Source organism: Marinomonas sp. ef1 (assembly GCF_002806845.1).
Classification (GTDB): Bacteria; Pseudomonadota; Gammaproteobacteria; order Pseudomonadales; family Marinomonadaceae; genus Marinomonas; species Marinomonas polaris.
Window position 1 is genome coordinate 38,155 of record NZ_NHTT01000013.1, and the last position, 26,754, is coordinate 64,908.

Below are 26,754 nucleotides of genomic sequence, written 5' to 3' on the forward strand. Positions count from 1 at the left end.
GCTAAATTCAGCAAAGTAAAGTAGTTCAAGGAGTTCGCAAACGTGAAGTGGTTGAAAATAAATACTGTGTTGTTAGTGGCTGTTTTATCCTTTTGGATGCCGTTGAGTAAAGCGGACACTCAGTTCCGTGTTATTGTTGATGCCTCTGGCAGTATGTTGATCAGTGATCCTGATAAGCTTACATCTGAGGCGTTGCGTCTTATTTCTAATCTTGCGCCTGAAGAAAAAGCCACACTAGGGATTTGGTTGTTTGGCGAGGAGCCTAGAGTGCTCTTACCTGAAGCCATCGTTAATAAAGCCAATAAAACTAAACTGGCGAGCTATGTAGATAGTTATGTGACGCAAGATGTCAAAACCGATTTAGAAGCCATTATCAAGCTTTTGTTGGAAACACCCGACTCGGGAAACCTAAAGCCTGGCTTTAATCGTCATTGGATTTTAGTTACTGATGGCATGGTAGACATCAGTTTGGAAGAGGCGGTGAACAAAGCTTCTCGTGATCGTATTCTTAATCAATTAACGTCCAAGTTAGAAGAGCGTGGTATTCATCTTCATACTATTTCTATGACGGGTTACACCGACAAAGCGTTACTTGAATCCTTGTCATTGCGCACTGACGCAACACACACTGAAGTCGCTATTCCTGAAGACTTATTGGACACATTTGACCGTATTTTCTCCCAAGCTTCACCCTCGGATGAATTACCATTCGATGGTAATCGTTTTACAGTGGACGATGCGATCCAAGAGCTTACTCTTGTTGTTTTCCACGAAAACGGTATACAGCCTCATATTGTCAAACCTGATGGTAAGTTATTGTCACTGGCTAGCAATGCCGAAGTATCTGTCTCTAGTTCGGATCATTACACCCTAATAACAGTTCGCGGTCCTGCGTCAGGTACATGGCAAGTCAATAATGTTGATCTTGATCGAAGCAGCATTCGCGTGATTACAGATTTAAGCGCGCAAGCAACACCTGTCGCACCCGTGATATTTCAGAATGAACCTATTTATTCAACTGTCGGCTTGTTTCAAAAAAATGAGCTAATCAAAGACGACAAAGTGCTGAATCTACTGGACGTAAAACAAACGTTAGTACGTTTAAGTGGCGAACAAAAAGAGACTATTTTCTCTCAGGATACGGTGAGAACGAATGAGCAATTTAAACAGCGTTTAGACGGCATTAACGAACCGGGCAATTATGAGCTTGTCAGCTTATTAGATGGCAAAACCTTCTCTCGCCAGCTTAGTCAGTTTTTTACCGTTCATCCTGCTATTGAATTCGAAGGTACGAGTCCTGGCGGTAATTTAGTCGCGTTTTCTGCGAAGCCTGTGAACTTAAAACTGAACATGCTGCGTTCTAATGTGAAGCTTGAGTTTACCTACAATAATGGCACCACCGAGACGGAAGAAATGCCCCTTGTTGGGCAAGGTTATTGGGAAAAAATCATTCCAGTTTCTCCGGGCGATAATGTTAATGTCCGAGCTAAGTTGATTGGTATGACTCAAACTGGACAGCGTTTTGATTATTGGACGCCGATGTGGCACTTTGATCGACAAGGAAATGGCGCGCCAATCGTTACTTTGGTGAATGGCGGTATGAATAGTTCACTCAATATGTCAGAACCTTCGTCTAACAATGATGTGGCTCCTGTGTTCGTTCCACCATCTGTGTCTATTGTCGACGATGTTGCAGAAACTTCTGATCCATTACCAAAAGAGAGTTCAGCAACGGAAGAGTCTGTAGCTGATCAAGTTTTAGATAAAGCGAACAATCTATCAACATCAGAATGGGTTTTGTATGCCGCACTAAATCTAGGTGGCATTGTGGTGATAGCTGGCGGTATATTTTTGTATCGTCGTATAAAGAAAAATCAATCCCTTAGAAGAGATGGTCTAGACGATGTGTGAGTTATTGGGCATGAGCGCCAATGTGCCGACCGATATATGTTTTAGTTTTTCTGGTTTACGTGCACGTGGCGGGCGTACTGGTCCTCATAAAGATGGCTGGGGAATGGCTATGTATCGTGATGGCTATGTTTGGGCGATCCACGACCCAAGACCGAGTGCTGATTCGGACATGGCGGAAGTCATCAGCAACACATCATTAAAATGCGATATCGTGATCAGTCATATCCGCCAAGCCAACGTAGGTGAGGTGTGTTTATTAAATACACACCCGTTTAGTCGTTTGTTATGGGGTAAAACTTGGACTTATGCTCATAACGGGCAATTAGAAGCAGCGGATTCTTTACCGATTACTTTTCATCACCCATTGGGTAGCACAGACTCCGAGCGCGCTTTTTGTTGGATCGTTGAGCAACTACAAACACGCTTTGGTGATCAGGAACCAAGCTTAACAGAAGTGTCTGAAGCGCTATCGGCATTAGCTTTGCAGCTAAAAAAACGTGGTGTGTTTAACATGATGCTGTCTGATGGTGTGCGCTTATATTGCTTTTGTACCACCAAATTGCATTGGATTACCCGTCGAGCGCCATTTAAGAAAGCCACTTTGTCAGATGAAGATGTCATTATTGATTTCAAAGAAGTCACCACAGACAAAGACGTCGTCACCGTCATCGCCACACAACCATTAACTCATGACGAAACGTGGCAGCAAATGGTAGAAGGCGAGCTATGTGTGTTTGAAGGTGGCGAAGTGGTTTGCCAGATCAAAGCGAACTAAAGTCTATTACCCTTGAAGAAAGGGGAAGACGGAAGATGCGGTTGTTTTCTCATCCGCAAAAGCCAAAGCAATCCCCCTCGCTCGAGACTATCATTTGACCTCGCTTATGGGATTTGCATCGGCTTTCATCGTTTTATTATTGAAAGCAGGTTGTGGTAATTTTTGATTTTCAAGCTTGTGCCGACAACCTCTCTGGAAATCTACTTTAACTCGCGGTACATTTGCTACATAAAGGAATCAAAAGCAAAGAAATTAATGGACGATTGACCCTTCAAATAACTTCTTTTTATTCTTTTTAAAAGAACACAATACGCACGCTCATTTTTCCGGTTTTATGCTTTGTTGATGTTCCCTGTTGTCATTTCAACTAGGTTGGCGTTCCACTGGTTTATTTAATTATGCTGATGATGAGATACTTGAATACTTCCCTGATAAATTGTGAGGTTATAGTGAGCAACGTCTAATAAGTGGATCAAACTATTTGTTGCGCTTATTGGGACAGGCTGAAGTCTGCCTTTTAACTATTATGTTATGTAAATGGAGGAAACTATGTCCTCAATTCCACAATCAAAAGATGAGTTGCTCTCTGCCATAAACTCGATATTTCCCAAACTTATGGACGATTACCGGATTGTTCCAGAATCACTTTCACGTAAGTGCGAGCTTGAGGGTAATATAAAAGGAACACAAATTAGTGTTTGTGACACTGTTGCCTATCTTGTTGGTTGGGGGAAGTTGGTCTTGAAGTGGCATAGTTTGAGGTCTCAAGGTCTTCCGGTGGTTTTCCCTGATACTGGCTACAAATGGAATCAGCTTGGTTTATTGGCTGTAAGTTTTCATGATGAGTACAGTGACTGGAAATACGAAGACTTACTCAAGGAGTTGGACTCAACTATTAACGAGCTTATCTCTTTAGTTTCAAGTTTAAGCAATGAAGAATTGTATGAAACGACATGGTATGAAAAATGGACGTTAGGTCGAATGATTCAGTTCAATACATCATCACCAATGAAAAATATGTGTACTAAAGTTAGGCGATTTAACAAAAGTAACGGCTTAAGCTGATAGTCAGTACATGGTATTTCTAACTTCAGTTAAACATCAGTGTAATCAGTGTACTGCTCACTGCTTAACGGTGCGTTAATGATTGTCATATTTTCTAAATGATCTAAGAAACCTATTAGTGACGTATGAAGAGACGACGTTGAAAGAGCTTGAAGCCGAGTTTCGTTGTTCGGTAGATGAATACCTTTTATCTTGTGAAGAGTTTGGGCGTGACGTTCAACAGCCATGTATAGGCTCATTTAATATTAGAACTGGTGAGGTGTTGCATCGATAAGCTAATGTGCATGCCCAGAAAACTACCGACATTGTGTAACCAAGATTGAGGCATAGAATAGGCATATGAAAACAGGATTTGTGATGTACGCTTCTTCAGTTAGCCGATTGTCTGATTTTTATTCTCACGTCTTCGCGCTTAATAAAGTTGAAGGGGATAATTCATATGCTTTATTGGCGGATGGCGATTTTGAGTTGGTGTTGCTTGAGACAGAGGCTTCTAAAACGGTTTCCGACTTGCACTCTCCAAGAGCGAGTACTCCGATCAAACCAACATTTTTTATTAATACTCCGTTAGAGATAATTAGTGAGATGATTAAAAACAAAGGTGGTTCTGTCTTTCCTCCAAAAAATTGGGAATTTGGTGGCCGAAAAGTATGTGATGCTCATGACTGTGAGGGCAATATATTTCAGTTGAGAATAGATCAAGATGCATAACAAAGACTAGTTGCTTGGGAGCCTCGTGCGCTGGAGTGTTCTGAGTTTGGTCGCAGTTAGCAATGTTAGGCTTTATAAGGGAGATAAAGGGTGAAGCCAGAAGATATCGGGAAAGCATATAATCAAATCACTCATATTTGGAATAGTGAAGAATTTGATATAAATAATGGGATTTCTCAGCACAAGAAAGCAATTAGTTTTGTTAAGAGTCGAGGCAACGCTTTGGACGTTGGCTGCGGTTGCACTGGACGCTTTATAGATTTACTCCAAGGTGAAGGTTTTACTCCATCAGGTTTAGATATTTCCGATGAGATGCTAAATATTGCGCGTAAAAAGCATCCGGATATTCGCTTTGTGCAAGGTGACATTTGTGAATGCGAACTATCTGAGAAGTACGATTTCATAACAGCATGGGACAGTATTTGGCATATTCCTTTGTCAGAGCAAAGAAATGTTCTTACTAAACTAGTAGAAAGTCTGAATGTCGGTGGTGTGTTGATTTTTTCATTTGGTGGTACTGATGAAGAGGGTTTTCATACTAACAATTTTATGGGGCCAGAAGTTTACTATTCGTCACTTGGTTTAAATGGTTTCCTAAAGTTATTCATTGAGCTTGGTTGTATTATCAGGCACTTAGAGTTTGACCAACATCCTGAACTTCATACTTACCTAGTGGTAGAAAAAGCCTAAAAAAGAGTTATGAGAGATTACTAACGCTCAGCACTTTTGTTGGGCTTCCCATTTTTCTCTCGCTGTGATTACTGTTATTCTAGCGCCATTATTGGTGTAACAGAGTAGAACGAATGATTAATGATAATGATGTAATTGAAACCTTGGACGAACTTGAGACGTTTCTACGTTTGGTTGAGGTGGGTGGTTTAGGTCTGAACAGTGTATCTGGCGTGGCGTTGGCGACGAATAATGCCAATGGTCGTCCATTTGTGGCAGTGCTGGATGATAATCAGCAGTTGGTGTTAGGGCGTTATGTGACCACCGAAGTGTTTGAAAATGGCAAAGACATGGTTCGTTACGGTACGAAAAAACCGCATTAATTGTGCTTTGCGTTAATAAAATAATCCCTCCTCTTGCAAGACATTAGGAGGAGGGATTCGAGTTTTATGTCGACATTTATGTCGACCTACATTTCGTTTATTACTGAACCAATTCGTTGTCGGTAAATTCACCTTCAAACAAAGCGGTAGACAAGTAGCGCTCGCCCGAATCTGGTAATACTACGACGATTTTCTTGTCTTTAAATTCTGCTAGTTTGCTTAAGCGTTCCGCAGCAACGACAGCAGCACCACAAGAAATACCACACAAGATGCCTTCTTCACGCATTAAGCGTTTTGCCATAGCGATAGCGTCTTCATTAGAGGCTTGTTCAACCCGGTCAATGATAGAAAGGTCAAGGTTTTTCGGTACGAAGCCTGCGCCAATGCCCTGGATTTTATGTGGAGATGGTGTTGGTGTTTCACCGTTAATCGTTTGTGTGATAACAGGTGAGCTGGTTGGCTCAACCGCGACGCTGATAATGGCTTTGCCTTGGGTGTTTTTAATGTAGCGACTCACGCCAGTAATAGTGCCGCCAGTACCAACACCTGCGACGAAAACATCGATTTCACCATTGGTGTCTTGCCAAATTTCTGGGCCAGTGGTTTTTTCATGAATTTCAGGATTGGCTGGGTTTTCGAATTGTTGCAGCAAAACGAAGTTTTCGTCTTGGGCAATTTCTTCGGCTTTGGCAATGGCGCCTTTCATGCCTTTCGCTGGCTCAGTTAGAACGATAGTCGCCCCAAGGGCTTTCATGACTTGGCGACGTTCCACACTCATGCTGGATGGCATAGTGATGGTAATCGGATAACCACGAGATGCAGCAACGAAACACAAGGCGATACCTGTGTTACCGCTTGAGGCTTCAACGATGGATTTACCTTTGCTCAGAATGCCTTTCTTTTCTGCATCCCACACCATGTTGGCGCCGATGCGGCATTTTACTGAGAAAGCAGGATTACGAGATTCGAGTTTTGCCCAAATATTTCCATTTCCGATACGGTTTAAACGTACAAGTGGCGTGTTGCCAATGGTAAGAGAGTTATCTTCAAATACTTGATGAGACATACCATTTCCTTTTTGTTGTTGATCTGTAGTTAGTTGGTCTTTAGAGAGTAATGGCAACATCGTATTAGATGTGCCGCGAATGTTGTTCACTATAACCCTTAGGTTGGGATTGATGTTAGAATTTGCAACTATATAGATAGAGGTTTTTGTACAACAACTTAGCTTCACTTGAAGCGGTGTGCCACGACCTCGAATAGAAACGGCGCTTTATTTATTGCAACTATTTTCTCTGCGCCAAGTAAAAAGGATACAAGTTTACCTATCATGCCGACAAATGCCGTAATGACGCGCGATCGTCATCTAATTGATCAAAAACAAGCGCAGCTTAGTAAACGTCAAAAGGATGGTTTGCCTTTTGATCGTATGCAATCTGAAGTGAATGCTCTTATCGAAAAATCTGAGACTCTGTACCAAGCTCGTTTGTCACGTATGCCAAAGATTACCTACGATGAAAGCTTGCCGGTTGCGGCTCGTGCTGACGAAATCATCAAAGCGATCCAAGAAAATCAAGTCATCATTATTGCTGGTGAAACAGGCTCGGGTAAAACCACGCAATTGCCTAAAATGTGCTTGCAAGCAGGTCGCGGAATCGCGGGTCTGATTGGTCATACGCAGCCAAGGCGAATTGCCGCTCGCAGTGTGGCAGAGCGTATTAGCGATGAGTTGCAAGTTAATCTTGGCGAGCAAGTAGGTTTTCAGGTTCGTTTTAGTGACGAAAGTAATGAAGAAACACTGATTAAGCTGATGACAGACGGTATTTTGTTGGCCGAAATCCAACAAAATAAACGTCTTTATAAATACGACACCATCATTATCGATGAAGCCCATGAACGCAGTCTGAACATCGATTTCTTGCTGGGGTATTTAAAGCAAGTCTTGGCGGCTCGACCAGATCTAAAAGTCATTGTCACTTCGGCTACTATCGACGTTGAGCGTTTTTCTGAGCATTTTGAAAACGCACCTATCATCGAAGTATCAGGTCGAACTTATCCTGTTGAAGTGCGCTATCAGCCATTGCTCAGTAAGTCTGACTCAGAAGAGCTAGACGAAGACCAAAGTATGGAGCAAGGCGTTTTAGACGCAGTAGAACTGCTGATCGCCGAAGAGCGACAATCCGGCTATCGCGGTGCGGGTGACATTCTAGTATTTTTGCCGGGTGAGCGAGAAATTCGTGAAACCGCTGAGATTCTTCGTCGTGCCGAATTACGCAGCACGGAAGTCCTGCCCTTATATGCTCGATTGAGCGCTAGCGAGCAACAACGTATTTTTAAATCCCATTCTGGTCGTCGTATTGTGTTGTCGACCAACGTTGCTGAAACCTCGTTGACGGTACCTGGTATTCGTTACGTGATTGATCCGGGTTTGGCGCGAATTAGTCGCTACAGCGTGCGTTCCAAAGTCCAACAGTTGCCGATTGAAAAAATCAGCCAAGCCAGTGCTAACCAAAGAGCAGGGCGATGTGGTCGTGTAGCGGATGGTATTTGTATTCGCTTGTATGACGAGGAAGATTTTAACAATCGTGCAGAGTTTACCGATCCAGAAATTTTCCGTACCAACTTGGCATCGGTTATTTTGCAGATGGCCAATTTAAAACTTGGTGCGGTTGAGAAATTTCCTTTCGTTGAAATGCCAGAAAAACGCATGATCAACGATGGCTACCGAGCGTTAACCGAGCTTGGTGCCTTGGACAAAGAGCGACTGACGCCGATTGGACGTCAGCTTGCTAAGTTGCCAATCGATCCTAAATTAGGGCGAATTCTAATCGCAGCCGAGCAGCACAGTGTGCTCAAAGAAGTGGCGATTATTGTCAGTGCCTTGTCTATCCCTGATCCTCGTGAACGCCCTCAAGACAAAAAAGCTCAGTCCGACCAAGCTCATGCAGTCGATAAAGACGAAGACTCAGATTTCGCTGTGTTCTTGAATTTGTGGGAACGTTTTGAAGAGCAACGCCAAGCCTTATCACAAAATCAATTGCGCCAATATTGCCGTAAGCAATTTTTGAATTTCATGCGCATGCGTGAATGGCGAGATATTCATCGACAAATCATGATTGCTTGTAAGCAGCTTGGCTTTAAAGAAGTCCAGCATGAAGAACGTCATTACGAAGCGATTCACCGTTCTTTGTTGGCCGGTATGTTTACGCAAGTTGCTAATAAAATGGAAGACAGCAAAGAAATGCTTGGCTGTCGTTCGCGTAAATTGGCGATATTCCCTGGGTCCATGTTATTCAAAAAACCGCCACAATGGATTATGGCGGCTGAGTTAATTGAGACCAGTAAATTGTATGCGCGAGTCACGGCGCGAATTGATCCTGTTTGGATCGAAGAGTACGCAGCGCCGTTTGTGAAGCGTCAATACTTTGATCCACACTTTGAGCGTAATCAAGGCCGCATCATGGCCCATGAGCAAGTATCGCTTTATGGTTTGGTGATTGTGGCGAAACGCAGTATTGATTATGGTCATGTGAATCCTGAAGAAGCACGCGAGATTTTTATTCGCTCTGGGCTAGTGGAAGGTGAACTTCGTACTAAACAGGCGTTTTATCGTAAGAACAAAGCGCTGATGGAATCGTTAGAGGCCCAAGAAGCTAAACTGCGCAAACGTGACATTCTGGTTGACGATGAAACGGTGTTTGCCTTCTACAATTCTCGATTACCTGATCATGTTCGCAATCTAAAAAGCTTAGAGCATTTCGTTAAAACTTCGCCTGATGCTTTGTTAATGACTCGTGAGGACTTGATTAATCAAGATGTCAGTGTCGACGATCTTGCCTTTCCTGATTCCTTTGGTTTGAACGGTGTCGCTTTACCGATTGATTATAAATTCGATCCGGGTCAAGCAGCCGATGGCGCGACCTTAAAAGTCCCAGTTGGTTTGTTACGTCAGCTGAGTTTAGAGGATTTAGGTTGGGCTGTGCCCGGCTTTATCAAAGAGCGCTGTGAAGCGTTATTGCGGGCTTTGCCTAAGGCTTTGCGTCGTCGCTTTGTGCCGATTCCGCAGTTTGTTGATCGTGTTTATCCCAACTTGTCGAAAGACAAAGGTGATTTGCTTGAACAGCTTAGTTTGCAGATTAAGCGCGAAACGCTGATTGATATTCCGCTTAATGAATGGAATGCCGATAAGCTAGATTCTCACTTAACGCTTAACTTAGAAGTAGTGGACGAGCGCGGTAAGGTGCTTGGAGTAGGTAAAAATCTTGCTCAGCTTCAAACTCAGTTTAGTGACCTAGTTGAAGAAAGTTTTGCAAAATTTGGTACCAAACAACATGAGCAAGAAGGTTTAACTTCTTGGCCTGAGCAGGGCATTCCTGAGCGTCAGGAGATTAAACAAGCTGGAATTAAGGTCACGGCGTTCCCCGCTTTGGTGGCACAAGGCGATCATGTGTCACTTAAAATGTTTGATGATCAGAACACCGCGTTGGAAAGCCATCGAAAAGGGGTGGTCACTTTGCTTAAACTTACATTGAGCAAAGAAATGCGTTATCTGCAAAAGAACCTACCGCATCTTAAAGAATCTATGCTAATTTTTTCGCCATTAGGTCAAAAAGAAACCTTATTGGATGATTTGCTTAATGCGGTTTTAGACAAGGTTTTCTTGGATGGGCGTGCTTTGCCCCGCACAAAAGCAGAATTTGAAAGTTGCCTAGTGAAAAATAAACCGCAATTGGTGAGCGTGGCGAACGATATGGCGGGACAGCTTTATCGTGTGTTGTCATCTTATCAAGGTGTGGCAAAGAGGATGAAAGGCAGTATTCCTCTGCCTTGGACACGAATTTACGGTGATATTAAAGTCCAACTAGAGCAGCTTATTTACCCCGGTTTCATTGGTAATACACCCTTGTTTTGGTTAGGGCAATTGCCGCGTTATTTTAAAGGTATTGAAGTGCGTTTGGAGCGCTTTCAAAATCATCTGAACAAAGAAAACCAATATGTGTCTGAATTAGAAAGCCTTTGGCAAACTTATTCCAGACAGAAAAAAGCCCATGACGAAAAAGCTTTATATGATCCAGAGTTGATCAAATATCGTTGGATGTTAGAGGAATATCGTATTTCTTTGTTTGCTCAGTCGGTTGGCACGTTAGAGCCCATTTCAGAGAAGCGCTTAAATAAGCAATGGCAAGAAGTTAAAAAATTGGTTTGATTTTATAAATAAGGTTTTTTAGTCAGACGCTGTGCGTGAAGTCTTACAAGTTAAGGATAGTGAAAATGTTTAAAGCAATCGGCACTTTACTTTTTGGCTCTTTGTTGTTGCTTGTGCAATCCTGTGCACAGGTGCCAGTAGAAACCAAAGAAGATCCATGGGAAGGTTTCAACCGCTCTATGTTTACTTTCAATGATGCAATTGATGGTGCTGTTTTAAAGCCTGTTGCTGAGGGATATAAGGCTATTACGCCTAATCCCGTACAGAGAGGTGTGAGCAATTTTTTCTCTAACCTTGGAGAAATCGGCAATATAACCAACAATTTACTACAGGGTAAATGGGATGCAACGGCGTCGTCTACTTTTCGTTTTCTGATAAACAGTACAGCTGGCTGGTTGGGTCTTTTTGATGTGGCTAGCGAAATGGGGCTAAAAAAATACGATGAAGACTTTGGCCAAACGCTTGGGTATTGGGGCGTGTCATCTGGCCCTTATTTGGTATTGCCATTCTTTGGTCCTTCTACTGTGCGTGATGGTTCAGGTTTGGCCATTAAATATACGTACCTTGATGAAACAAGCATTCTCGACTTAAATGATGATGAGGAGCTTGGTTTATTAGCCTTAGACGTTGTGGAAACAAGAGCACGTTACCTCAATGCGGAAGGCATGATTGTTGGGGACAGGTACAGCTTTATCCGAGATGTGTATTTACAAAATAGAGCATATGAAGTTTACGATGGAAATCCACCAAAGAAACAAGCTATCAAAAATACTGATTCAGCAGACGATAGTTGGGGTGATGAAACTGAAAACGATAGCTGGGGTGATGATTCTGCGAGTGATAGCTGGGGGGATGAAGCTGAAGTCGATAGTTGGGGCGATGACTCTGCCGCAGCGACGGATGGCAATATTTCGTCAGAGAGTGATGTCACCGCGGACAGTAGTTGGTCCGAATAACAGAATCTATTTTAATGAATAAGCGGCTGTCGACATCCCATTGGTTTAATGAAAGCCTTTTTAATGAAGCGCTAGTAAAAGGTTTTTTGCTAGTGATAGGCAGTTCTTGCCTTGTACTGATAGTGCTTAATGTAATGGCGGCAAAGTATCAAGTCGCATTGGCAGAAGCTATTCTGCTAATGCTGACCATTTGTGTATGGTTTTGCCCTATACAGTGGCGTCATTACAAGTGGTTTGTTTCGCTTTATGTAGCGTTTATCTTTGCCTGTATTTTAATCGGAATCAGCTTTTCTCCTCTGTATTCTGGTCGACAGGTTTGGGTGCTTATTTTCCCTATGACCTCCTATCTTATGTTGGGTAAACGTACAGGCTTTTGGTTGAGCGCTGTTTGCCTTTGTTTGGTTAGTACTATTCTATTTCTGCGCTTTTATGATGATTTTAAAGACGGTCTAATTAGTATTGTCGTGAACTTGTTTCTAGCCTATGTCTTCTTATGGGGGCTAACTCACGGTGCCGAGCGAGTTCACAAGAAAATGTTATATGCTTTAAAGAAAATAGCATCTACCGACCCTCTTACAGGTCTTGCCAATCGCCGTAATGTTAGTCAAAACTCGCTATATCAGCTTCAACAAGTTACTGGGATGGGCGATGAATTAGCACTTGTTTTGATAGATCTAGATAATTTCAAAAAAATAAATGATATACATGGGCATGAAGTTGGTGACGCGGTGCTGGTGGACTTTGCTGAGCGATTAAGGGCGCATGTTGATGATAACGAGCAGCTATTTCGCTTAGGTGGAGAAGAGTTTTGTGTTTTTATGCCAGCTGCGCAAAGCAAGAACTGGTCAGTCGCATTTTGCCAGTATGTAGATGACTCTCTATTTTATTTTGATGAGCTGGAAATTCATTATACTGTGAGTATTGGCGTGTCTTGTAGTCAGAAAGGGCGTGGTGATTTTAAGCATTTATACAGAATTGCCGACCAGCGGTTATACAAAGCAAAAAGCCTTGGTCGGAATTGTGTTGTTTTAATGGATTAAGAGTTTAGGTGTTTTTGATGAGTTCATTTAATGAATCATTAGACGCTAGTAATAGATTGAGCCCAAAATGAAGGAGCATTGTTAATGCTCCTTAGCTTGCTTTCTTGAGACCACTATCTATTGCAAGTGTAATCTTTAATACCTTTCCAGAGTCTGTACCAATGTACAGCACACCAGCTGAATCCTGAGCAATTGAACGAAGACGTTCATCCAAATGTTCTAGGTAACGAGTTTCTGTTGTCTTGCCATTCTTATCAATTTTGATCTTGTTTAAATGTCTCAAAGCGAGCGCGGTAGATAGAAAATCACCGTTCCAGTTCGAAAATAACATACCTTTGTAACGTATCAAGCTGCTTGGTGCGATAGAAGGAATAAACACCTTAGCAGGGTTGTCTATGCCATCTTTTGTGTTCCCTTCACCGACGCTGATTGGTCCCCAGTATTCTTTGCCATAAGACACAATTGGCCAGCCGTAATTCGCACCTGGGCGTATTAGATTTATTTCATCTCCGCCTCTTGGACCATGTTCATTTGACCATAGCGTATGGGTATCTGTGTCGTAAAAAAGGCCTTGAGGATTGCGATGTCCGTAACTCCATATCTCATTACGAATGTTGGCATGAGTCACAAAAGGGTTGTCCCTTGGTACACTTCCATCTAAATTTAAACGAATAACGCTGCCCGCATGGTTTGTTAAATCTTGAGCATTCTCACGAACACCACGATCACCAACCGAGAAAAAGACATGCTCTTGGTCATCAAAGGCAATACGTCCACCATAGTGCTTGGTTTCGCTGGTCGCTGAGTCTGTGACCAATAAATCATGCCATTCAGTTAGTTTGTTGCCTGCTAATTTAGCTCTGGCTAACGTAGTTTTTGAGCCATCATCGGTTGGTTTTGAATAGGTGAAATATAACCAACCTTGTTCTTTAAACTGCGGGGATTTTGCCACGTCTAGCAGGCCGCCTTGGCCTCGGTTATCCACCTCTGGAAGTCCTGTAAGAGCCTGCTTTTTACCCGTAGTTAAATCGACTTTATATGCGGAACCTTTTTTGATTGTGACAATAGCTTCTTGATCATTGATTATGGCAATACCCCAAGGTATTCCATCAAATTGAGTGATTTGATCAATGTTTAGTGAATCGTCAACGATAGCATCCGAGGCGCTAACATTTAGCGCCATCAGGCCTGCTAAAAATAGAATCCAAGTTTTCATAAAGGCGACCTCTTACCGCGAATTTCAGTGAAGTATATAGAAAATAGTCGCAAGATGAGGGTTTTGGAAGGCATTTCCTTAACAATTGCCGATTGCTTGCCTAGTTGGATAAAGTATTCAGCGAAGCGTTAATTAAGGTCTTAAAGCATGTTTTTTGATGGGATCATGCAAATAGTAGCTACTTAAAGTAACTATCTAAAGTAACTATCTAAATTGAAGATCTAAAGTGACGATCCGAAGTAGCGTTCGCTTTCAGCTACATTTCTAGTCACCACTGTATTAGCGGCAATAATGGCATTATTGCCAATTTCAATACCGGGTAGGATTTTGGCACCGCCGCCAATCCAGACTTTGTTACCAATGGTAATAGGGCGCGCAAAGCATTCGCCAGAGGCCCGTAAGTCAGCATCCCTAGGATGATCAACCGTATAAAAGTGAACGCCGGGACCGATTAATACATCGTCACCGATATGAATTTTAGCGCTGTCTAAGAAAATACATTGGAAATTAATGAATACTCGTTCACCAAGATGAATTTGCGAACCATAATCGCATTGAAAGCCCGGTTCAATCACCACACTACCAAATTCTGCAAACAAACGCGTAACATGACGAAGATTACCCTTACTTGGATGCGCATTGAATTTAGCACAGGCAAGACGAGCCGCTTCTCTTCGTAGACGAAGATCTAGGTCGATAGCATTAAACGCTTCGCCATCAACCATTTTTTCAAATTCTGTTGTTTCGGTCATCTTTCGTTCTTCTTGTGAAAAATAAAAAACGCGACCTAGGCCGCGTTTTTAACTTACGTGCTTCTATTTTATAGCATAGACGCTAGAGTAATTTCTAATTTACGTTGATCTGCAGCGAAGTTACGAATGCCTTCAGCTAATTTTTCTGTAGCCATTGCGTCTTCGTTCATCGCCCAACGGAATGCTGCTTCTGTGATAGATGCTGGAGCAGGTTTCACGTCAGTTGTTGGAACCAATTTACGCTCAAGTTTGCCTTCGTCTTTTTTCAATTCTTCCAGCAGGTTAGGGCTGATAGTCAAACGGTCACAACCAGCAAGTTGCTCGATTTCACCGATGTTACGGAAGCTCGCGCCCATAACAACGGTTTTGTAACCGTGCTGTTTGTAATAGTTGTAGATTTCAGTCACAGACACAACACCTGGATCAGTCTCAGCTGTGTATTCTTGGCCGGTGGACTTTTTGTACCAATCAAGGATACGACCAACGAATGGAGAAATCAGGTAAACGCCAGCTTCAGCACAAGCTTGTGCTTGAGCAAAAGAGAACAACAACGTTAGGTTGCAGTTGATGCCTTCTTTTTCTAGCTCTTCTGCGGCCTTGATGCCCTCCCAAGTAGACGCTGCTTTAATCAGAACGCGGTCACGAGACACGCCAGCTTCTTCATATAGTGCAATCAGTTTACGTGCTTTCGCTAGTGTCGCTTCTTTGTCAAAAGACAAACGTGCATCTACTTCGGTAGAGATACGGCCTGGAACATATTTTAGAATTTCAGTACCAACAATAACTGCAAGCTTGTCGCCAGCGTCTAGAATTTGCTGATCTTTATCCTTGCTTTGTGTTTTTGCCCAAGCAACCGCTTGATCTAGAAAAGGGGCATACTCTGGAATTTGTGCAGCTTTAAGCATCAAAGACGGATTTGTTGTCGCATCTTGTGGTAAAAAATCTTTGATTGCCGTTATATCACCGGTGTCGGCCACAATGGTCGTGAACTCTTTTAACTGAGATAACTTATTGCTCATTGCTCTTATCCTTTGCGTTGATGATTTTTGACCAATTCAATGGCCTCTAATAATACATTTACCTGTGCGTCAGCTTTGTGACCATTTTCAGACAAGTAGCGACGGAACTGTTTGCCGCCGGCTTCACCCTGAAAAATACCCAAAATGTGTCGGGTTAGGTGCATCAAGCGTTCGCCTTCTTGCAGCTTGCGTTCAACATAAGGAACGAAAGCTTCTAGTGCCTCGTAGCGATCATTAACCAAAGCTTGACCGCCAAATAATACTTCGTCGACTTGGCTTAAAATCCATGGATTATGGTATGCCTCACGGCCAACCATAACGCCATCTACGTGCGCTAACTGTTCTTTGCACTCATCTAATGTTTTTATGCCACCGTTTATAATGATTTCAAGGTCAGGGAAATCTTTCTTTAACTGATGCACATAATGATATTTGAGCGGCGGTACTTCGCGGTTTTCTTTCGGGCTCAAACCTTCCAAAATCGCATTGCGGGCATGGACAATAAAAGTCGTCACGCCAGTGGTGGCCACATCGCCAACAAAATCTCGTACTACGCTGTAATCTTCCTGATCATCCAAACCAATGCGATGTTTGATCGTCACTGGAATAGAGCAGTTGTCCTGCATGGCGCGCATGGCATCTTTTACCTTATCAGGGTAAGCCATTAAACAGGCACCGATTAAACTATTTTGCACTCTATCGCTTGGGCAACCGACATTAAGATTAACCTCATCAAAGCCAGCTTGCTGCGCCATTTTTGCGCATTTACCCAGCGCAACCGCGTCAGATCCACCTAACTGCAACGCAATAGGGTGTTCGCAACCATCATAACGTAAGAATCTTTCAGGATGATTGCCTTGTAGCAATGCGCCAGTGGTCACCATCTCGGTATAAAGCAGCGTATTTTTCGTCAATTTTCTAGCGAATACTCGGTAATCGGACGTAGTCCAATCCATCATTGGCGCAATACTAAAGCGCCTATCTATTGAACCCCTTGAATCTAAAGGCTTTGGCTCTGTTTTTGATGTTTTTTCTTGTAGCATTTAATCGTCTTTTTAGGGTCGTTTTAGGGGTATTTTGGTATTACAATGCTAACGGAATGCTACAGGTTTTTTGTGTAGCATTTTTTATAACATTCCCTAAATAGGGCATTTTCATGCGTTCTCGGTTGTTACGTTTGATTATGTCATAAAATTACAGGATTCTAAATTAATATGGCAACTTTTAGGACAAGGACTAAGAAAAACGGAAGCGTTGTTCATATCGCTCAGATTCGAATTGCGCGGGGTGGAAAGGTAGTATTTAGCGAGGCCTCAAGCTTTGAAGGTCGAACTGCAGCTAAAGATGCCAAGCTTTGGGCGCTTAATCGCGAGGCGGAGGTTAAAAGGTCATTACACTTAGGTCGCTCCTTCGATTCCTTTTCAATATCCGAGGGAATGCTTAAGTATATAGAAGAATTTAAAGGCTCTCCTGCAGAGCTCGGCAAGACTAAATACGGTACGATGAGGCTGATGTCTAGAGAGCCTTTGTTACAAAACGTGGACATTAAAGAGCATTCCAGTGCTCAATTCATCGAGTATTTTAATAAGCGTTACAAGGAAGATAATGCTGCACCACAAACAGTATTGCAGGACGCCGCCTACATTCGAGTCTTGTTGCAACATGCGCGTGCTGCTTGGTCTATCGATGTTGATTTATCGATTATTTCGGATGCAATGATTGTGTCGAAAAAGCAGGGGAAGATTGGTAAGTCTGTGGAAAGAGCTCGTCGTGTGACGCTTGAAGAGCTTGAAAAGTTGTTAAGCTATCAGGATAGGATGAAAAGTAAGTCTGGTCGCCTTATCAGCTCACGTATGAAAACCCCTCTGAGAGATGTCATTTTATTCGCTATATTTTCAACACGACGACTAGGAGAAATAAACCGTATTGAATGGGATGATGTTAATTTTAAAGACGGTACTGTGTATATTCGCGACCTTAAAAATCCTCGTCAAACAAAAGGCAATAATGTTCTTCTTTACCTACCTCATAGAGCGATTGAGATAATTAAGCGACAGCCAAGAAAAGGCGATGACCCAAGGGTGTTTCCATATGGAGAGGCGACTATAGGTAATGCTTTTAGAGCTGCTTACGGTTATTTTGGTATCGAAGGATTAACCTTCCATGATCTTAGGCATGAGGGGGTAAGCCATTTGTTTGAATTGCACTATTCAATTCCTCAAGTGGCATTGGTGTCAGGGCATCGCACCTGGAATAATTTATCTAGATACACTCATTTGAGTCAGTTTGAGAAGTTTGATAAATACGCGGATTTTGAACCAGTGAAGGACCTCGGAGAGGCCGGCTTGGTTAAGCCGATATAGCGGTTTTTATAAACAGAACTAGAGGCTTTTCATTTTTAAAGGATGAGATTATGTTTGAAGTTGGTCGTGAATACATTCGTCAGAGTGAGATACATGTTCCTTTTGGTGGTCAGCGATTTGGTGGAATATCTACCCCAGCAAATCAACCATACATGTTTATATTTACTTCTGATCAAGGTGAGAAGCATGGTTATAGTGATGGGCGAGATAGTAAAGGCGTTTTTCATTATACAGGTGAGGGTCAGAAAGGCGATATGGTGATGACCGGCACCAACGCGAGCATTCGTGACCACCAAAAAAAAGGCGTCACTATACATGTATTTCGTGGCTTGAATGGTCCAGGAGGTAGGGTTATATATGAAGGCGTAGCCGAGTACATTGATCACTATAAAGCGCCAGCTAAAGATACTAAGGGTAATATGCGAGAAGCCATTATCTTTAAACTTGATATTGATTCTTCCGGCTTAAATTTAAAATCTGATGTCTCAAAAGTAAGTGATGAACATCGTGTAAGCGCTTTAAATAGGATGACTTTGTCAAAATTGAGAGAGGCCTGTCTTCAAGTGTCTCCTACTGACGCTCCAGCGGAAGTAAAAATAAAGAAAGTATATTATCGCTGTCAGGCAATAAAAAAATATGCCTTACAAAGATCGAACGGAATTTGTGAAGCTTGCTTTCAGAAAGCACCTTTCGAAACTCAAACGGGGCCATTTCTTGAAGTACATCATGTTCATCAGTTAAGTGATGGTGGTCCTGATCATCCAGAAAACGTAATAGCCCTTTGTCCAAATTGTCATCGAAGAGCTCATTATGCTGTGGATGCTGAAGTTTTTAATTTATCTCTTATTAAGTCCGTACTTGAAAAAGAACAATCCTTAATAAATAGCATTTGAGCTTAGTATTTTGAATGAGGTTAGATTGGCTTGGTTAAGCCGATATAACCTCTCGCTGAGTGCGTCGGCCACGTCGCAGTGGCCCAGATTGCTCTACCGTTTGTTTCTTTGGTTGCTTAATCACGACGTGAGCTCTACCGCTTAGTAGTAGGGCTCTGTCTTTTGCTTCTTGTCTTGCTGTGTCTATTGCTTCCGCTAAGTCTTCCAGATGGACGAGATACGGGCTTTTCTGAGATTGCGCCATTCTGAATGCGGGTATCATTAGTTCACCCGCATTGGCTGCTTTGTTGGCTTCTGCCAGTGTTTTGAAGTTGGTGTAGTGCAACACATCTTCAAGCTTTACCGTTGCTCGTCCTTCAAATTCTGCCATTAATAAAAATAGTGTTTTTGAGCTCATCATCCTTCTCCTTATCTCATTAAACTTGCAGGAATGTCATTCCATTGCGATTTAAACTTGCCTGCTTTTTTAGGGTCTTGTACCCGAATGCATTGCTTAGGCGCTAATTGTTTGGCGCCGTATCGTTTAGCTATGTCTATAAATTCTCTACAGCGTTTCGGGTCGCCATACAGTGGCGATATTTGTTTTGGTGTTAGCTTGCCCATGTAGAGAACGACCAACTCGATGAATGCATTTTGATACGCCTCTTGGGGGATTTCTCCAACAGAGGATAAGATCTTAATGGCGATATCGAGCTTGCTTAGCTTTCTATCAAACTTCCAAGACTCGACTGCCTTTTTGGCAGATTCTACCCCTGCTTTTTCAATGGCTTTCAGGCGCTTTGCTGCTTGTGTTTGAGCCAATTCTTTAGACACTCCAAATACTGCAAAACTCATCATCCTTCTCCTTAAGCGGCTTGTTGTTTGTCTTTCAGCACTGACATGGCCAGTTCAAAGCCGTGGTAACCATGGGCGAAGACGTTTCTTTGTTGCGTGTCTAGCTCGCCGTGTTGGTTGTATGGGTTGCGCCAGTGCTTTGGGTTGGCGTATCTGGCTAGAGCTTCTAGTAGCTTGCTGTTGTCTACTTCTGCACGTTCTGCCAGTAAGTCGCTGATACGTGAGAAAGAGGCGTTGAGCTGGCTTTCTAGCTCTTTCACCGTGCGTTCTAGCTGTTCATTTTTGCTTTTAACGCGGTAGTTTTCGGCAGCGGCACGGGCTAGGTTGTCACGCATGCTGTCTGACATTGATGCGATGCAGGCAAGCAGTTCGTATCCTTCTATGGCAGCAACCAATTCTCCCACGGTAATTGGGTTGCTGTTGGCGTCGTGGCCTGCGATTTGGTCGCTGTTCCAGTTTATTGACTCTGTGTTCATTCCATTCACCTATGTTGTGACAGGTCACAAAGAAAGTTTTCGTGCTTCTCGTGTGTGAAAGCACTCTTTGTGTCCTTTGTGTAATCGTTCGCATCCTTGAGGAAGAGGGCGGTTGCAGTATTGGCAATCGCCTAGGGTCTTCTTGGTCTCTTGAATGCGCTTGTAATCTCTTCTAATGAGGGTGGCAATGTATTCTGATGCGGTGTAACCGCCCCGAAACTCACACCCTTCTGCTAGCATTTGCCGTTCTGTTGCGGATAAAGGCACTTCAACTCGTTTTATGTCGAAGGCCTTTTCTCTTTCTCGTTGGGCTTGCTTGCGTTGTGCGCTGGTGCTCATAATTGAAAATGACGCTTATTAATCCCATTTTGACCAAGAGGTTTCGTAATCGTCAGCATCATCACCTTGATCAAGTTCTATCTGACCTTTCATGGCGTAGATATTGAAGAGAATCTTGTCGGTGTTGTATAAATTCCCAATACTTAGTCGTGCGCCAGCTTCTCGACCATTAACTCGAAGGCCTATGATTTCCCACTTCGTTGTCTCTTTGTTCTGGTGCAAGTGAAGGTCATAATCACATTCTCTTTTTTCTTTGCCTGCTTCTTTATCTAAATAGATATTGATGAAACTGCCATATCTACGTTCTTCAATAATTAGGGTAATTTCACCCTCTGGCTCGTCTTCATCCTCTTGCGCTTCTTTAATTATCTTTTCAACAAGCCAAGATAGAGTGATTTCTTCAGGTAGTTCACTCATGATCTCTTTTAGCTCTGCATCCATTACTTCCGTCAAACGATTGTCGTAGAAGTTTTGTGCAGCAAGCTTTAGACGGTTAGAGACAAATTCGTGATAGGTTGGTAAGTCGCCCATGCTTTCAAGCGTGGGCATTATTGCCTTACTGAATTGTTCTTTAAGTGCTTTTCCTACATCTCCATAACTTCTAAACACATCACTTGCTACATCTTCAATTAATGCGTCAACTTTCTTGGTTATAGCCTGTTCAAGCACACCAGATTGAAGACGTTGATTAAGAACAGTGGCAAAGATATCTTGCGCTGTGTCGGTCATTGGGTTGGTGCTTGGTGTAAATTCTTGATTTTGATTTGTCATGGCAATTCTCCCTATTAGTTGGCCGTTGCTTGTTGGGCTTTTTCGGCTTGAATGACGTTGTAGATTTCTTCGCGGTGGACGCTGATGTCTTTTGGCGCTTCGATGCCTAAACGCACTTGCATGCCTTTTACGCTTAGAGGTGTCACGCTGATGTCTTTGCCAATGTTGATGGGTTCACCCACTTTACGAGTGACGACAAGGAGTTCTGGCGTAGCGGTACGAACGCGGATTAGGTTGCCCTTGATGCTGGAAATGGTGACTTTGATGGTGTCGCCAATGTAGATGGCTTCTTGTGGTCTGCGAGTTAGAATTAACATGATTCCTATCCTTTGGTTTGTTTATTTAAGTTTGCTTAAGTCGTAACTTAGTAAAACTTAAGTTATATGTCAAACAAAATTTAGGAAAACTTAAATTAAGTGTCGAAATAAAACCCGCATTTAGCAGGTTTATTGTATGTGGGAGGGTTAAAACTTATATTTTGACTCGGTAACTACACCTACAATTCTGCAGTTACCGTTGATCGCAAGGGGATTGTAGCTTTGATTTAGTGGCTTCAGATATTTTTGGCCAGCATCAATCACTAGCTTTTTGAAAGTGACTTCATCAGTACCATCCAGTTTAGCAACTACTAGACTTCCATTTTCTGCAGGTATATTGGGATTTACTAGTATCAAACTACCTTCAGGGACGCTAACACCATTTTGAGCCGTCATGCTATCGCCAATGACTTTAAGCCAAAAAGCATTTTCCTCTACTGAAGATGGGGCTTCTTCCCATTGAATTTCGTCACCTAGAGCTCTGTAATCTATAGCCTCTGTCCAAGCGCCTGCTTGTACATGGCTTATAACAGGTAGCTTTTTCATCTTCTGCTGAATAGGCGGAGCGATGACATTACTTTCATGTTGAGAATCAATTCCTGATATCAACCAGTTGGCTTGTGTTTTTAGTGTCTGAGCAAGCTTATATAGATTTTCCCCATTCGGCGCGGTTGTGTCGCTTTCCCATTGGGAGACTGTGACATGAGAAACCCCAACTAATTTTGATAGCTGCAATTGAGTGATGTTCTGCTCATTACGCTTTTCGCGTATTCGTAATCCTAATGTTTTCATTTAAGGAATCCTAAAAAAATCTATGTAAGTAATCTTAAGTTATCTTGACTTAAGTTTTCCTAAGACATTAAACTTAGGAAAACTTAAATTGCAGATTGGACGAGACATGCTCAAACAACGATTGATTGATCACTTTGGTAGCGGGACAAGGATTGCTGAGTTTTTAAAAATCTCACAAAGCTCTGTTTCTCAATGGGGCGATGTAATCCCTGAGAAGCAAGCCCTCCGAATCGAGAAGCTGACCAACGGTGCGTTGAAGTACGACCCAGCTCTTTATACCAAATCAGCTTAGCGAACGATTTTTAACCAGAACACGTTTAGTTATTTCAGGAGAAAACAATGAGTGAACAACCAGAGATACGCCGCGTCATTATTTGCCCCAGCGCTGTACGTGTAGTGCGGGCTTTGGATCATTTAAGAGATTCCTGTCATACCGCAGGATTAAAGCTTCAAAGCTCAGGCCTAGAAGGTACACAAGTAAGTCAGCGGATATATGAAACGAGAGTAATGGTTGAGGCTGTTTTGAAAGACATAACAAACCTCACCATCACACCTGAATTTTTTAACGAAGATAGGGGCCCTAAAGAAATGCCGCCTCTATCCGAGCGGGAAAGCTAATTTTCCTCTAGTGCTTTTTCCACAATGTAGTGCCTGAACTTTTCAATGATGTCAGGGATAGAGCTTTCACCAAGGAAGGGAAGGCATTCGACGGTGGGGATTAATACGTTGTTCTCAACTTCGTAGGTGACGGCAGTAACGATAAAGCCATTTGGAGCCTTTAGGTCTAGTTGCTCTTCTGGAAGGTTAAGAACTTCTAAGAAGCGGGGCACAGGGCCAGAAATGTTTGGGAGTCTTTTACTAACGTGAAGGCTTTCACCGATTTCTTTGAGAATCACAATATTCATGCGCTTTCCTTGCTTGCTGAGTAATGGAATACCGAATGTAAAACATTAAAAACGTGGCTTCAAGGTTTGCACACGTTTGTATTTATCAGGAGAAAACAATGGATCACATCGACCAAGCCATTTACGACACGGTGCACAACTCGGAGCTGTCCGCGAAGCAAATCGCGCCGCTGATGGGCGTAGGGCATCAAGTCTTGATCAACAAGGCAAACCCGCAAACGGAAACGCACAAGATGTCTTTGCGTGAGGCTGTGGCGTTGCAGTTGACTACTGGTAACCACGCTATCTACCGCGCTATGGGTATGGAGCTAAGCATTAAGACGAAGCAAGCCGCACCGCTGGGCATTCTGGAATCTGTGCTGAAAGCCGGTAAAGAGCACGGCGATGTGTTGGCGATGATCCATAAATCCATGGAAGACGGCAAGCTGACCATGCGTGAACAAGAACAATGCCAGCGCGAAATCACCGAAGCCATTGAAGCGTTAATGCAGCTTCGTGAATCGGTACTGCAGCACAGCATGAAGCAGATAAAGGGGTAGGGCATGGATAAGCGATATCAAGACAAAATCCGTAAGCTGTTGGCGTTGTCTCAAAGTGATAACCCTCATGAGGCAGAAACGGCCAAGCGTCAGGCAATGGCTTTGATGAAAAAGCATAGTATCAATGAAGATGAACTTGCTATCACTGAGGTTTCAGTTCGATCCATTCCCCGTAAAAATTTAAAACAATACGAGTCGAACTTGCTTACGGCCATCATGGCTATTTCCGGCACCTATTGCGTTATTAACTATGATTGCAAGGTGAAGCGAGATCGATACCGGTGGTTTTGTATACCGACTTTTATTGGTCTAGAAACAGACACGCAGTTGGCGGCTTACTCATTTGACGTTTTGCATCAACAACTCGAAAAGGCGAGGGCGGACTTTAAGAAAAAATATCGAGCCAATGCCAATCAGCAAGATCAGTTTTGTGTTGGTTGGGTGTTGTCGGCTGGTCGAAAGTTGGTGAATGTTTTTGGTCAAAAAGAAGCACCTAAAGAAGTAGATAGTCATCATGATAAACATACTAAAGGCATGACTGATGTAAAAGCTCGCAAAACTAAAATAGATAATCGTCAAGAGGCTGATGCTTGCAAAAGATTGGGTTGGGCGATTGGTGATGAAGCACTGTTAAATCAGGGAACAACAAACCAGCAAGAGCAGCAATTAAGGCTTGGGGGCATAGCATGAGCCTTAAGCACCTATCAGATACCATTTATAAGGTTGATCTTCCTTGTACAACTAAGATGGTGTTGATCTTGCTGGCAAATTACGCCAATGAGAAAAGCGAGTGCTACCCAAGCAAGGCGCATCTAGCCAAGTTGGGCGGCATGACTGAGCGCACAGTGACCAATTCAATGAAGAAGCTTATTGAGCTTGGTTATGTCGAAGTTATTTCCCAAGGTGGTGGCATTCATTCAACGGACTTTGATGGGAAAAAATACGGCAAGGTTAATCGTTATAGATTGGCTGAAATACCTAACCCTGAATCTAATTCACCCTTAGAAACAGACATGGAAAGAGATTCCAAAGGCGATTCTAACCCTGAATCTCTTTCCTCTAACCCTGAAAATGGTTCCGCTAACCCTGAATCTCTTTCCTCTAACCCTGAAAGAGATTCCTACAATTCACTAATAGATTCTTCAATAGATTCACAAGTAGATTCAAAAGATATTTTGGTCGTTCCGCCCAAATCCAAAAAATCAAAACGTTTGTCTTCCGTTCCCGATGAATTTCTGGTGACTCAGCGAATGCTCGATTGGCTCGCACAGAATCAAATCACCACCGACTGGCGAACCGCGACGAGTAATTTCTTGGATCACCACCGAGCGAAGGGCACGAAAATGGCGGATTGGGTTGCAGGATGGCGAACGTGGATGCGTAACTCTGTGAAGTTTGCCGCACAGCGACCGACGCCGCCAGCCATGGCGAAGCAGCAAGTAAACGACAGTTTGACAGACATTCACGATACCGATTGGTAGGAGCGAACCATGTACGATTTGTTTGATGATTTCCCAGCAACCGACGCGGCGTACTTCGAAGCCGCCAACAACGCCCACGACCTAGCGCACTGGAAACCAACTCACGACGCGGTGTACGAAGCAGGGCGACGAGTCGGGTTCTCCAAGCTACGCCGCCGTGACATCGGAGCTGGCAAGCGAGCCTTTGCCAATGCGTACAAGGATGTTTGCAAAGCGTGGTTGCGTGGCGAGCGATTCAAACGAGACGAGATCAAACCACAGCAACACGGCGAGAAAATCAGCGAAAGCGATTTGCTACACCGACGAGTCTTTGGCCGTGCAATGGTCGGCCAACTACGTGAAATTTTAAGGAGCTAACTATGAAGAAGACAGCACAATTAATCGGTTTAGATTTAGAAACAGGTGGTTTAAACGGTTACCAAATATTGGAAAGTGGCGAGCGAGTTCATGGGGCACTTTACTATCCCATTCTGGAAGTTGGGGTGATGCATTGTGACCACAATCTTAATCAATTGGGCTCATTTTCAGTGGGGATTTGGAATGATTCATTTTTAGATCGTTTGCACCCATGGGCGCTTAAATCCCATACCGAATCCGGTTTGATAGATGACCTTCGTAATGGCTCTGGGTTGCATGATTATGTGTTTAGCAACAATGAAGATGCCGCTGATTACATTCGTCAAGAGTTAGCTGCAATGGGCGTAAATGCGTACCAACGAAAAGAAAAGTCTGGGGCGATTATGTTTGGTAACAGCATTGGTTTTGATATGTCTTTTCTGGATGCTCAAATGCCTGAGTTAGCCGAGTTTTTCAGCTATCGAACCATTGACGTGTCCAGTATCGAATTGCTTAAGCGAACGGCTTGGCAAAGCCTTAACTTACCATTCGTCAAGAAAGCATACGAGCATACGGCGTTGGCTGATATCAACGAAACACGGCATGAGCTAGACGAATACACCAAGCATTTAAAAGCCGACCAACTACGGGAAATGGAAAGTCTAAATTAAAGGAAATAGGTTTTTCTAGAGGCTTAATCAATGGGCAGTTTGAGAAACCTTACTGCCCATTGAATCGGGTAAGGTGGTAGCAATTATTCAATGCTTTCCAACACCATTTTTCCCTCAGAATTACGATAAATAACTTCGTTGAACTCGACTTGAACAAGTTTTGGACCGCGAGTTTTTAGGCGATGAAAATCCAGTCCAGAAAAAGAGATCTCGAAGTCATTATCATAAAGTTCAAGCATCTTTTTTAAATCGCTGACAGTAATCGTGCTCATTGTTAACTTCCTTTGTTGGTTAGTTTAGTTAACAAACATAGCAGAAATATAGACGAGTAATA

Annotated in this window: 33 protein-coding genes; 18 read left to right on the forward strand and 15 right to left on the reverse strand. The window is 43.0% G+C overall.

Annotated features, from left to right (window positions below):
• Positions 1–42 precede the first annotated feature (42 nt).
• From CCS02_RS17025 to CCS02_RS17040, 3 genes are all read left to right on the forward strand, one after another.
• A complete protein-coding gene (locus CCS02_RS17025; protein WP_100637227.1) occupies positions 43–1,911 on the forward strand; it encodes a VWA domain-containing protein in 1,869 nt (622 codons plus the stop codon).
• Positions 1,904–2,686, forward strand: a complete 783-nt coding sequence (locus tag CCS02_RS17030; protein ID WP_100188022.1) for a class II glutamine amidotransferase — start codon at positions 1,904–1,906, stop codon at positions 2,684–2,686. The genes CCS02_RS17025 and CCS02_RS17030 overlap by 8 nt, the downstream gene beginning before the upstream one ends.
• 549 nt (positions 2,687–3,235) lie before the next feature.
• Entirely contained in the window at positions 3,236–3,751 is a 516-nt protein-coding gene (locus tag CCS02_RS17040) for a ClbS/DfsB family four-helix bundle protein (RefSeq protein WP_100637228.1), read from the forward strand.
• Positions 3,752–3,780: 29 nt separating this feature from the next.
• Here the strand turns inward: CCS02_RS17040 and CCS02_RS17045 are convergent, their stop codons facing one another.
• The gene (locus CCS02_RS17045) at positions 3,781–3,978 is read right to left on the reverse strand and encodes a hypothetical protein (RefSeq protein WP_100637229.1); all 198 of its coding nucleotides are present in this window, start codon (positions 3,976–3,978) and stop codon (positions 3,781–3,783) included.
• A 112-nt stretch (positions 3,979–4,090) separates the two neighbouring features.
• On the opposite strand from CCS02_RS17045, the gene CCS02_RS17050 reads away from it, so the two are divergent.
• The 3 genes from CCS02_RS17050 (at position 4,091) to CCS02_RS17060 (ending at position 5,514) form a co-directional block, all read left to right on the forward strand.
• Positions 4,091–4,462, forward strand: coding sequence for a hypothetical protein (locus CCS02_RS17050; RefSeq protein ID WP_100637230.1), 372 nt, complete (start codon positions 4,091–4,093; stop codon positions 4,460–4,462).
• A 90-nt stretch (positions 4,463–4,552) separates the two neighbouring features.
• A complete protein-coding gene (locus tag CCS02_RS17055) occupies positions 4,553–5,152 on the forward strand; it encodes a class I SAM-dependent methyltransferase (RefSeq protein WP_100188018.1) in 600 nt (199 codons plus the stop codon).
• A gap of 113 nt (positions 5,153–5,265) precedes the next feature.
• Positions 5,266–5,514, forward strand: coding sequence for a hypothetical protein (locus CCS02_RS17060; protein ID WP_072839739.1), 249 nt, complete (start codon positions 5,266–5,268; stop codon positions 5,512–5,514).
• 100 nt (positions 5,515–5,614) lie between these two features.
• Here the strand turns inward: CCS02_RS17060 and cysK are convergent, their stop codons facing one another.
• Positions 5,615–6,580, reverse strand: a complete 966-nt coding sequence (gene cysK, locus CCS02_RS17065) for a cysteine synthase A (protein WP_100637305.1) — start codon at positions 6,578–6,580, stop codon at positions 5,615–5,617.
• Positions 6,581–6,844: 264 nt separating this feature from the next.
• Between cysK and hrpA the strand changes: the two genes are divergently transcribed.
• The 3 genes from hrpA to CCS02_RS17080 all read left to right on the forward strand — a co-directional run bounded on the left by hrpA (position 6,845) and on the right by CCS02_RS17080 (position 12,716).
• Entirely contained in the window at positions 6,845–10,720 is a 3,876-nt protein-coding gene (gene hrpA / locus CCS02_RS17070) for an ATP-dependent RNA helicase HrpA (RefSeq protein WP_100637231.1), read from the forward strand.
• A 65-nt stretch (positions 10,721–10,785) separates the two neighbouring features.
• Positions 10,786–11,676, forward strand: a complete 891-nt coding sequence (locus CCS02_RS17075; RefSeq protein WP_100188015.1) for an MlaA family lipoprotein — start codon at positions 10,786–10,788, stop codon at positions 11,674–11,676.
• Between the two features lie 14 nt (positions 11,677–11,690).
• On the forward strand, positions 11,691–12,716 hold the full coding sequence (locus tag CCS02_RS17080) for a GGDEF domain-containing protein (protein ID WP_232617177.1): 1,026 nt from the start codon (positions 11,691–11,693) through the stop codon (positions 12,714–12,716).
• 91 nt (positions 12,717–12,807) lie between these two features.
• On the opposite strand, the gene CCS02_RS17085 is transcribed toward CCS02_RS17080, so the two are convergent.
• The 4 genes from CCS02_RS17085 to dusA all read right to left on the reverse strand — a co-directional run bounded on the left by CCS02_RS17085 (position 12,808) and on the right by dusA (position 16,746).
• Positions 12,808–13,932, reverse strand: coding sequence for a PQQ-dependent sugar dehydrogenase (locus tag CCS02_RS17085; RefSeq protein WP_072839741.1), 1,125 nt, complete (start codon positions 13,930–13,932; stop codon positions 12,808–12,810).
• 221 nt (positions 13,933–14,153) lie between these two features.
• Positions 14,154–14,684 carry a sugar O-acetyltransferase gene (locus CCS02_RS17090; RefSeq protein WP_100637232.1) on the reverse strand — a complete coding sequence of 177 codons (531 nt, stop codon included), beginning with the start codon at positions 14,682–14,684 and terminating at the stop codon, positions 14,154–14,156.
• 68 nt (positions 14,685–14,752) lie between these two features.
• Positions 14,753–15,703 (reverse strand): transaldolase, encoded by a 951-nt coding sequence (gene tal / locus CCS02_RS17095; RefSeq protein WP_100637233.1) that lies wholly within the window; start codon positions 15,701–15,703, stop codon positions 14,753–14,755.
• 5 nt (positions 15,704–15,708) lie between these two features.
• Positions 15,709–16,746 (reverse strand): tRNA dihydrouridine(20/20a) synthase DusA, encoded by a 1,038-nt coding sequence (dusA, locus tag CCS02_RS17100; RefSeq protein ID WP_198515409.1) that lies wholly within the window; start codon positions 16,744–16,746, stop codon positions 15,709–15,711.
• A gap of 171 nt (positions 16,747–16,917) precedes the next feature.
• On the opposite strand from dusA, the gene CCS02_RS17105 reads away from it, so the two are divergent.
• Positions 16,918–18,066: a site-specific integrase gene (locus CCS02_RS17105; protein WP_100637234.1), complete on the forward strand. Its 1,149-nt coding sequence runs from the start codon at positions 16,918–16,920 to the stop codon at positions 18,064–18,066.
• Between the two features lie 50 nt (positions 18,067–18,116).
• Entirely contained in the window at positions 18,117–18,959 is an 843-nt protein-coding gene (locus CCS02_RS17110; RefSeq protein WP_100637235.1) for an HNH endonuclease, read from the forward strand.
• A gap of 34 nt (positions 18,960–18,993) precedes the next feature.
• On the opposite strand, the gene CCS02_RS17115 is transcribed toward CCS02_RS17110, so the two are convergent.
• From CCS02_RS17115 to CCS02_RS17145, 7 genes are all read right to left on the reverse strand, one after another.
• Positions 18,994–19,356, reverse strand: coding sequence for a pyocin activator PrtN family protein (locus tag CCS02_RS17115; protein WP_100637236.1), 363 nt, complete (start codon positions 19,354–19,356; stop codon positions 18,994–18,996).
• A gap of 11 nt (positions 19,357–19,367) precedes the next feature.
• Positions 19,368–19,793 carry a hypothetical protein gene (locus CCS02_RS17120; protein WP_100637237.1) on the reverse strand — a complete coding sequence of 142 codons (426 nt, stop codon included), beginning with the start codon at positions 19,791–19,793 and terminating at the stop codon, positions 19,368–19,370.
• A gap of 11 nt (positions 19,794–19,804) precedes the next feature.
• Positions 19,805–20,269, reverse strand: a complete 465-nt coding sequence (locus tag CCS02_RS17125; protein ID WP_100637238.1) for a hypothetical protein — start codon at positions 20,267–20,269, stop codon at positions 19,805–19,807.
• A gap of 24 nt (positions 20,270–20,293) precedes the next feature.
• Positions 20,294–20,608 carry a hypothetical protein gene (locus tag CCS02_RS17130; protein WP_100637239.1) on the reverse strand — a complete coding sequence of 105 codons (315 nt, stop codon included), beginning with the start codon at positions 20,606–20,608 and terminating at the stop codon, positions 20,294–20,296.
• A gap of 18 nt (positions 20,609–20,626) precedes the next feature.
• Positions 20,627–21,379 (reverse strand): hypothetical protein, encoded by a 753-nt coding sequence (locus tag CCS02_RS17135; RefSeq protein WP_100637240.1) that lies wholly within the window; start codon positions 21,377–21,379, stop codon positions 20,627–20,629.
• Between the two features lie 14 nt (positions 21,380–21,393).
• Positions 21,394–21,696 carry a carbon storage regulator CsrA gene (gene csrA, locus CCS02_RS17140; protein ID WP_100637241.1) on the reverse strand — a complete coding sequence of 101 codons (303 nt, stop codon included), beginning with the start codon at positions 21,694–21,696 and terminating at the stop codon, positions 21,394–21,396.
• 147 nt (positions 21,697–21,843) lie between these two features.
• Positions 21,844–22,488, reverse strand: coding sequence for a LexA family protein (locus tag CCS02_RS17145; RefSeq protein ID WP_100637242.1), 645 nt, complete (start codon positions 22,486–22,488; stop codon positions 21,844–21,846).
• Between the two features lie 88 nt (positions 22,489–22,576).
• Here CCS02_RS17145 and CCS02_RS17150 point away from each other — a divergent pair, with 88 nt between their 5' ends.
• Positions 22,577–22,780 carry a Cro/CI family transcriptional regulator gene (locus CCS02_RS17150; RefSeq protein WP_198515410.1) on the forward strand — a complete coding sequence of 68 codons (204 nt, stop codon included), beginning with the start codon at positions 22,577–22,579 and terminating at the stop codon, positions 22,778–22,780.
• Positions 22,781–22,827: 47 nt separating this feature from the next.
• Positions 22,828–23,106, forward strand: a complete 279-nt coding sequence (locus CCS02_RS17155; protein ID WP_100637243.1) for a hypothetical protein — start codon at positions 22,828–22,830, stop codon at positions 23,104–23,106.
• Here CCS02_RS17155 and CCS02_RS17160 read toward each other — a convergent pair.
• Positions 23,103–23,393, reverse strand: coding sequence for a hypothetical protein (locus CCS02_RS17160; protein ID WP_100637244.1), 291 nt, complete (start codon positions 23,391–23,393; stop codon positions 23,103–23,105). The genes CCS02_RS17155 and CCS02_RS17160 overlap by 4 nt on opposite strands.
• A 98-nt stretch (positions 23,394–23,491) precedes the next feature.
• Here CCS02_RS17160 and CCS02_RS17165 point away from each other — a divergent pair, with 98 nt between their 5' ends.
• The 5 genes from CCS02_RS17165 to orn are packed head-to-tail and all read left to right on the forward strand — an operon-like array spanning position 23,492 to position 26,420.
• Complete coding sequence (locus CCS02_RS17165) at positions 23,492–23,932, forward strand: phage regulatory CII family protein (RefSeq protein ID WP_100637245.1); 441 nt, start codon at positions 23,492–23,494, stop codon at positions 23,930–23,932.
• 3 nt (positions 23,933–23,935) lie between these two features.
• The gene (locus CCS02_RS17170) at positions 23,936–24,622 is read left to right on the forward strand and encodes a DUF2786 domain-containing protein (protein WP_100637246.1); all 687 of its coding nucleotides are present in this window, start codon (positions 23,936–23,938) and stop codon (positions 24,620–24,622) included.
• On the forward strand, positions 24,619–25,413 hold the full coding sequence (locus CCS02_RS17175) for a helix-turn-helix domain-containing protein (protein WP_100637247.1): 795 nt from the start codon (positions 24,619–24,621) through the stop codon (positions 25,411–25,413). Before CCS02_RS17170 ends, CCS02_RS17175 begins: the two co-directional genes overlap by 4 nt.
• Before the next feature lie 9 nt (positions 25,414–25,422).
• Positions 25,423–25,770 (forward strand): hypothetical protein, encoded by a 348-nt coding sequence (locus CCS02_RS17180; RefSeq protein WP_100637248.1) that lies wholly within the window; start codon positions 25,423–25,425, stop codon positions 25,768–25,770.
• Positions 25,771–25,772: 2 nt separating this feature from the next.
• Positions 25,773–26,420 (forward strand): oligoribonuclease, encoded by a 648-nt coding sequence (gene orn, locus CCS02_RS17185; RefSeq protein ID WP_100637249.1) that lies wholly within the window; start codon positions 25,773–25,775, stop codon positions 26,418–26,420.
• Positions 26,421–26,503: 83 nt separating this feature from the next.
• Here the strand turns inward: orn and CCS02_RS17190 are convergent, their stop codons facing one another.
• Positions 26,504–26,692 (reverse strand): hypothetical protein, encoded by a 189-nt coding sequence (locus tag CCS02_RS17190; protein ID WP_100637250.1) that lies wholly within the window; start codon positions 26,690–26,692, stop codon positions 26,504–26,506.
• Positions 26,693–26,754: the final 62 nt, after the last annotated feature.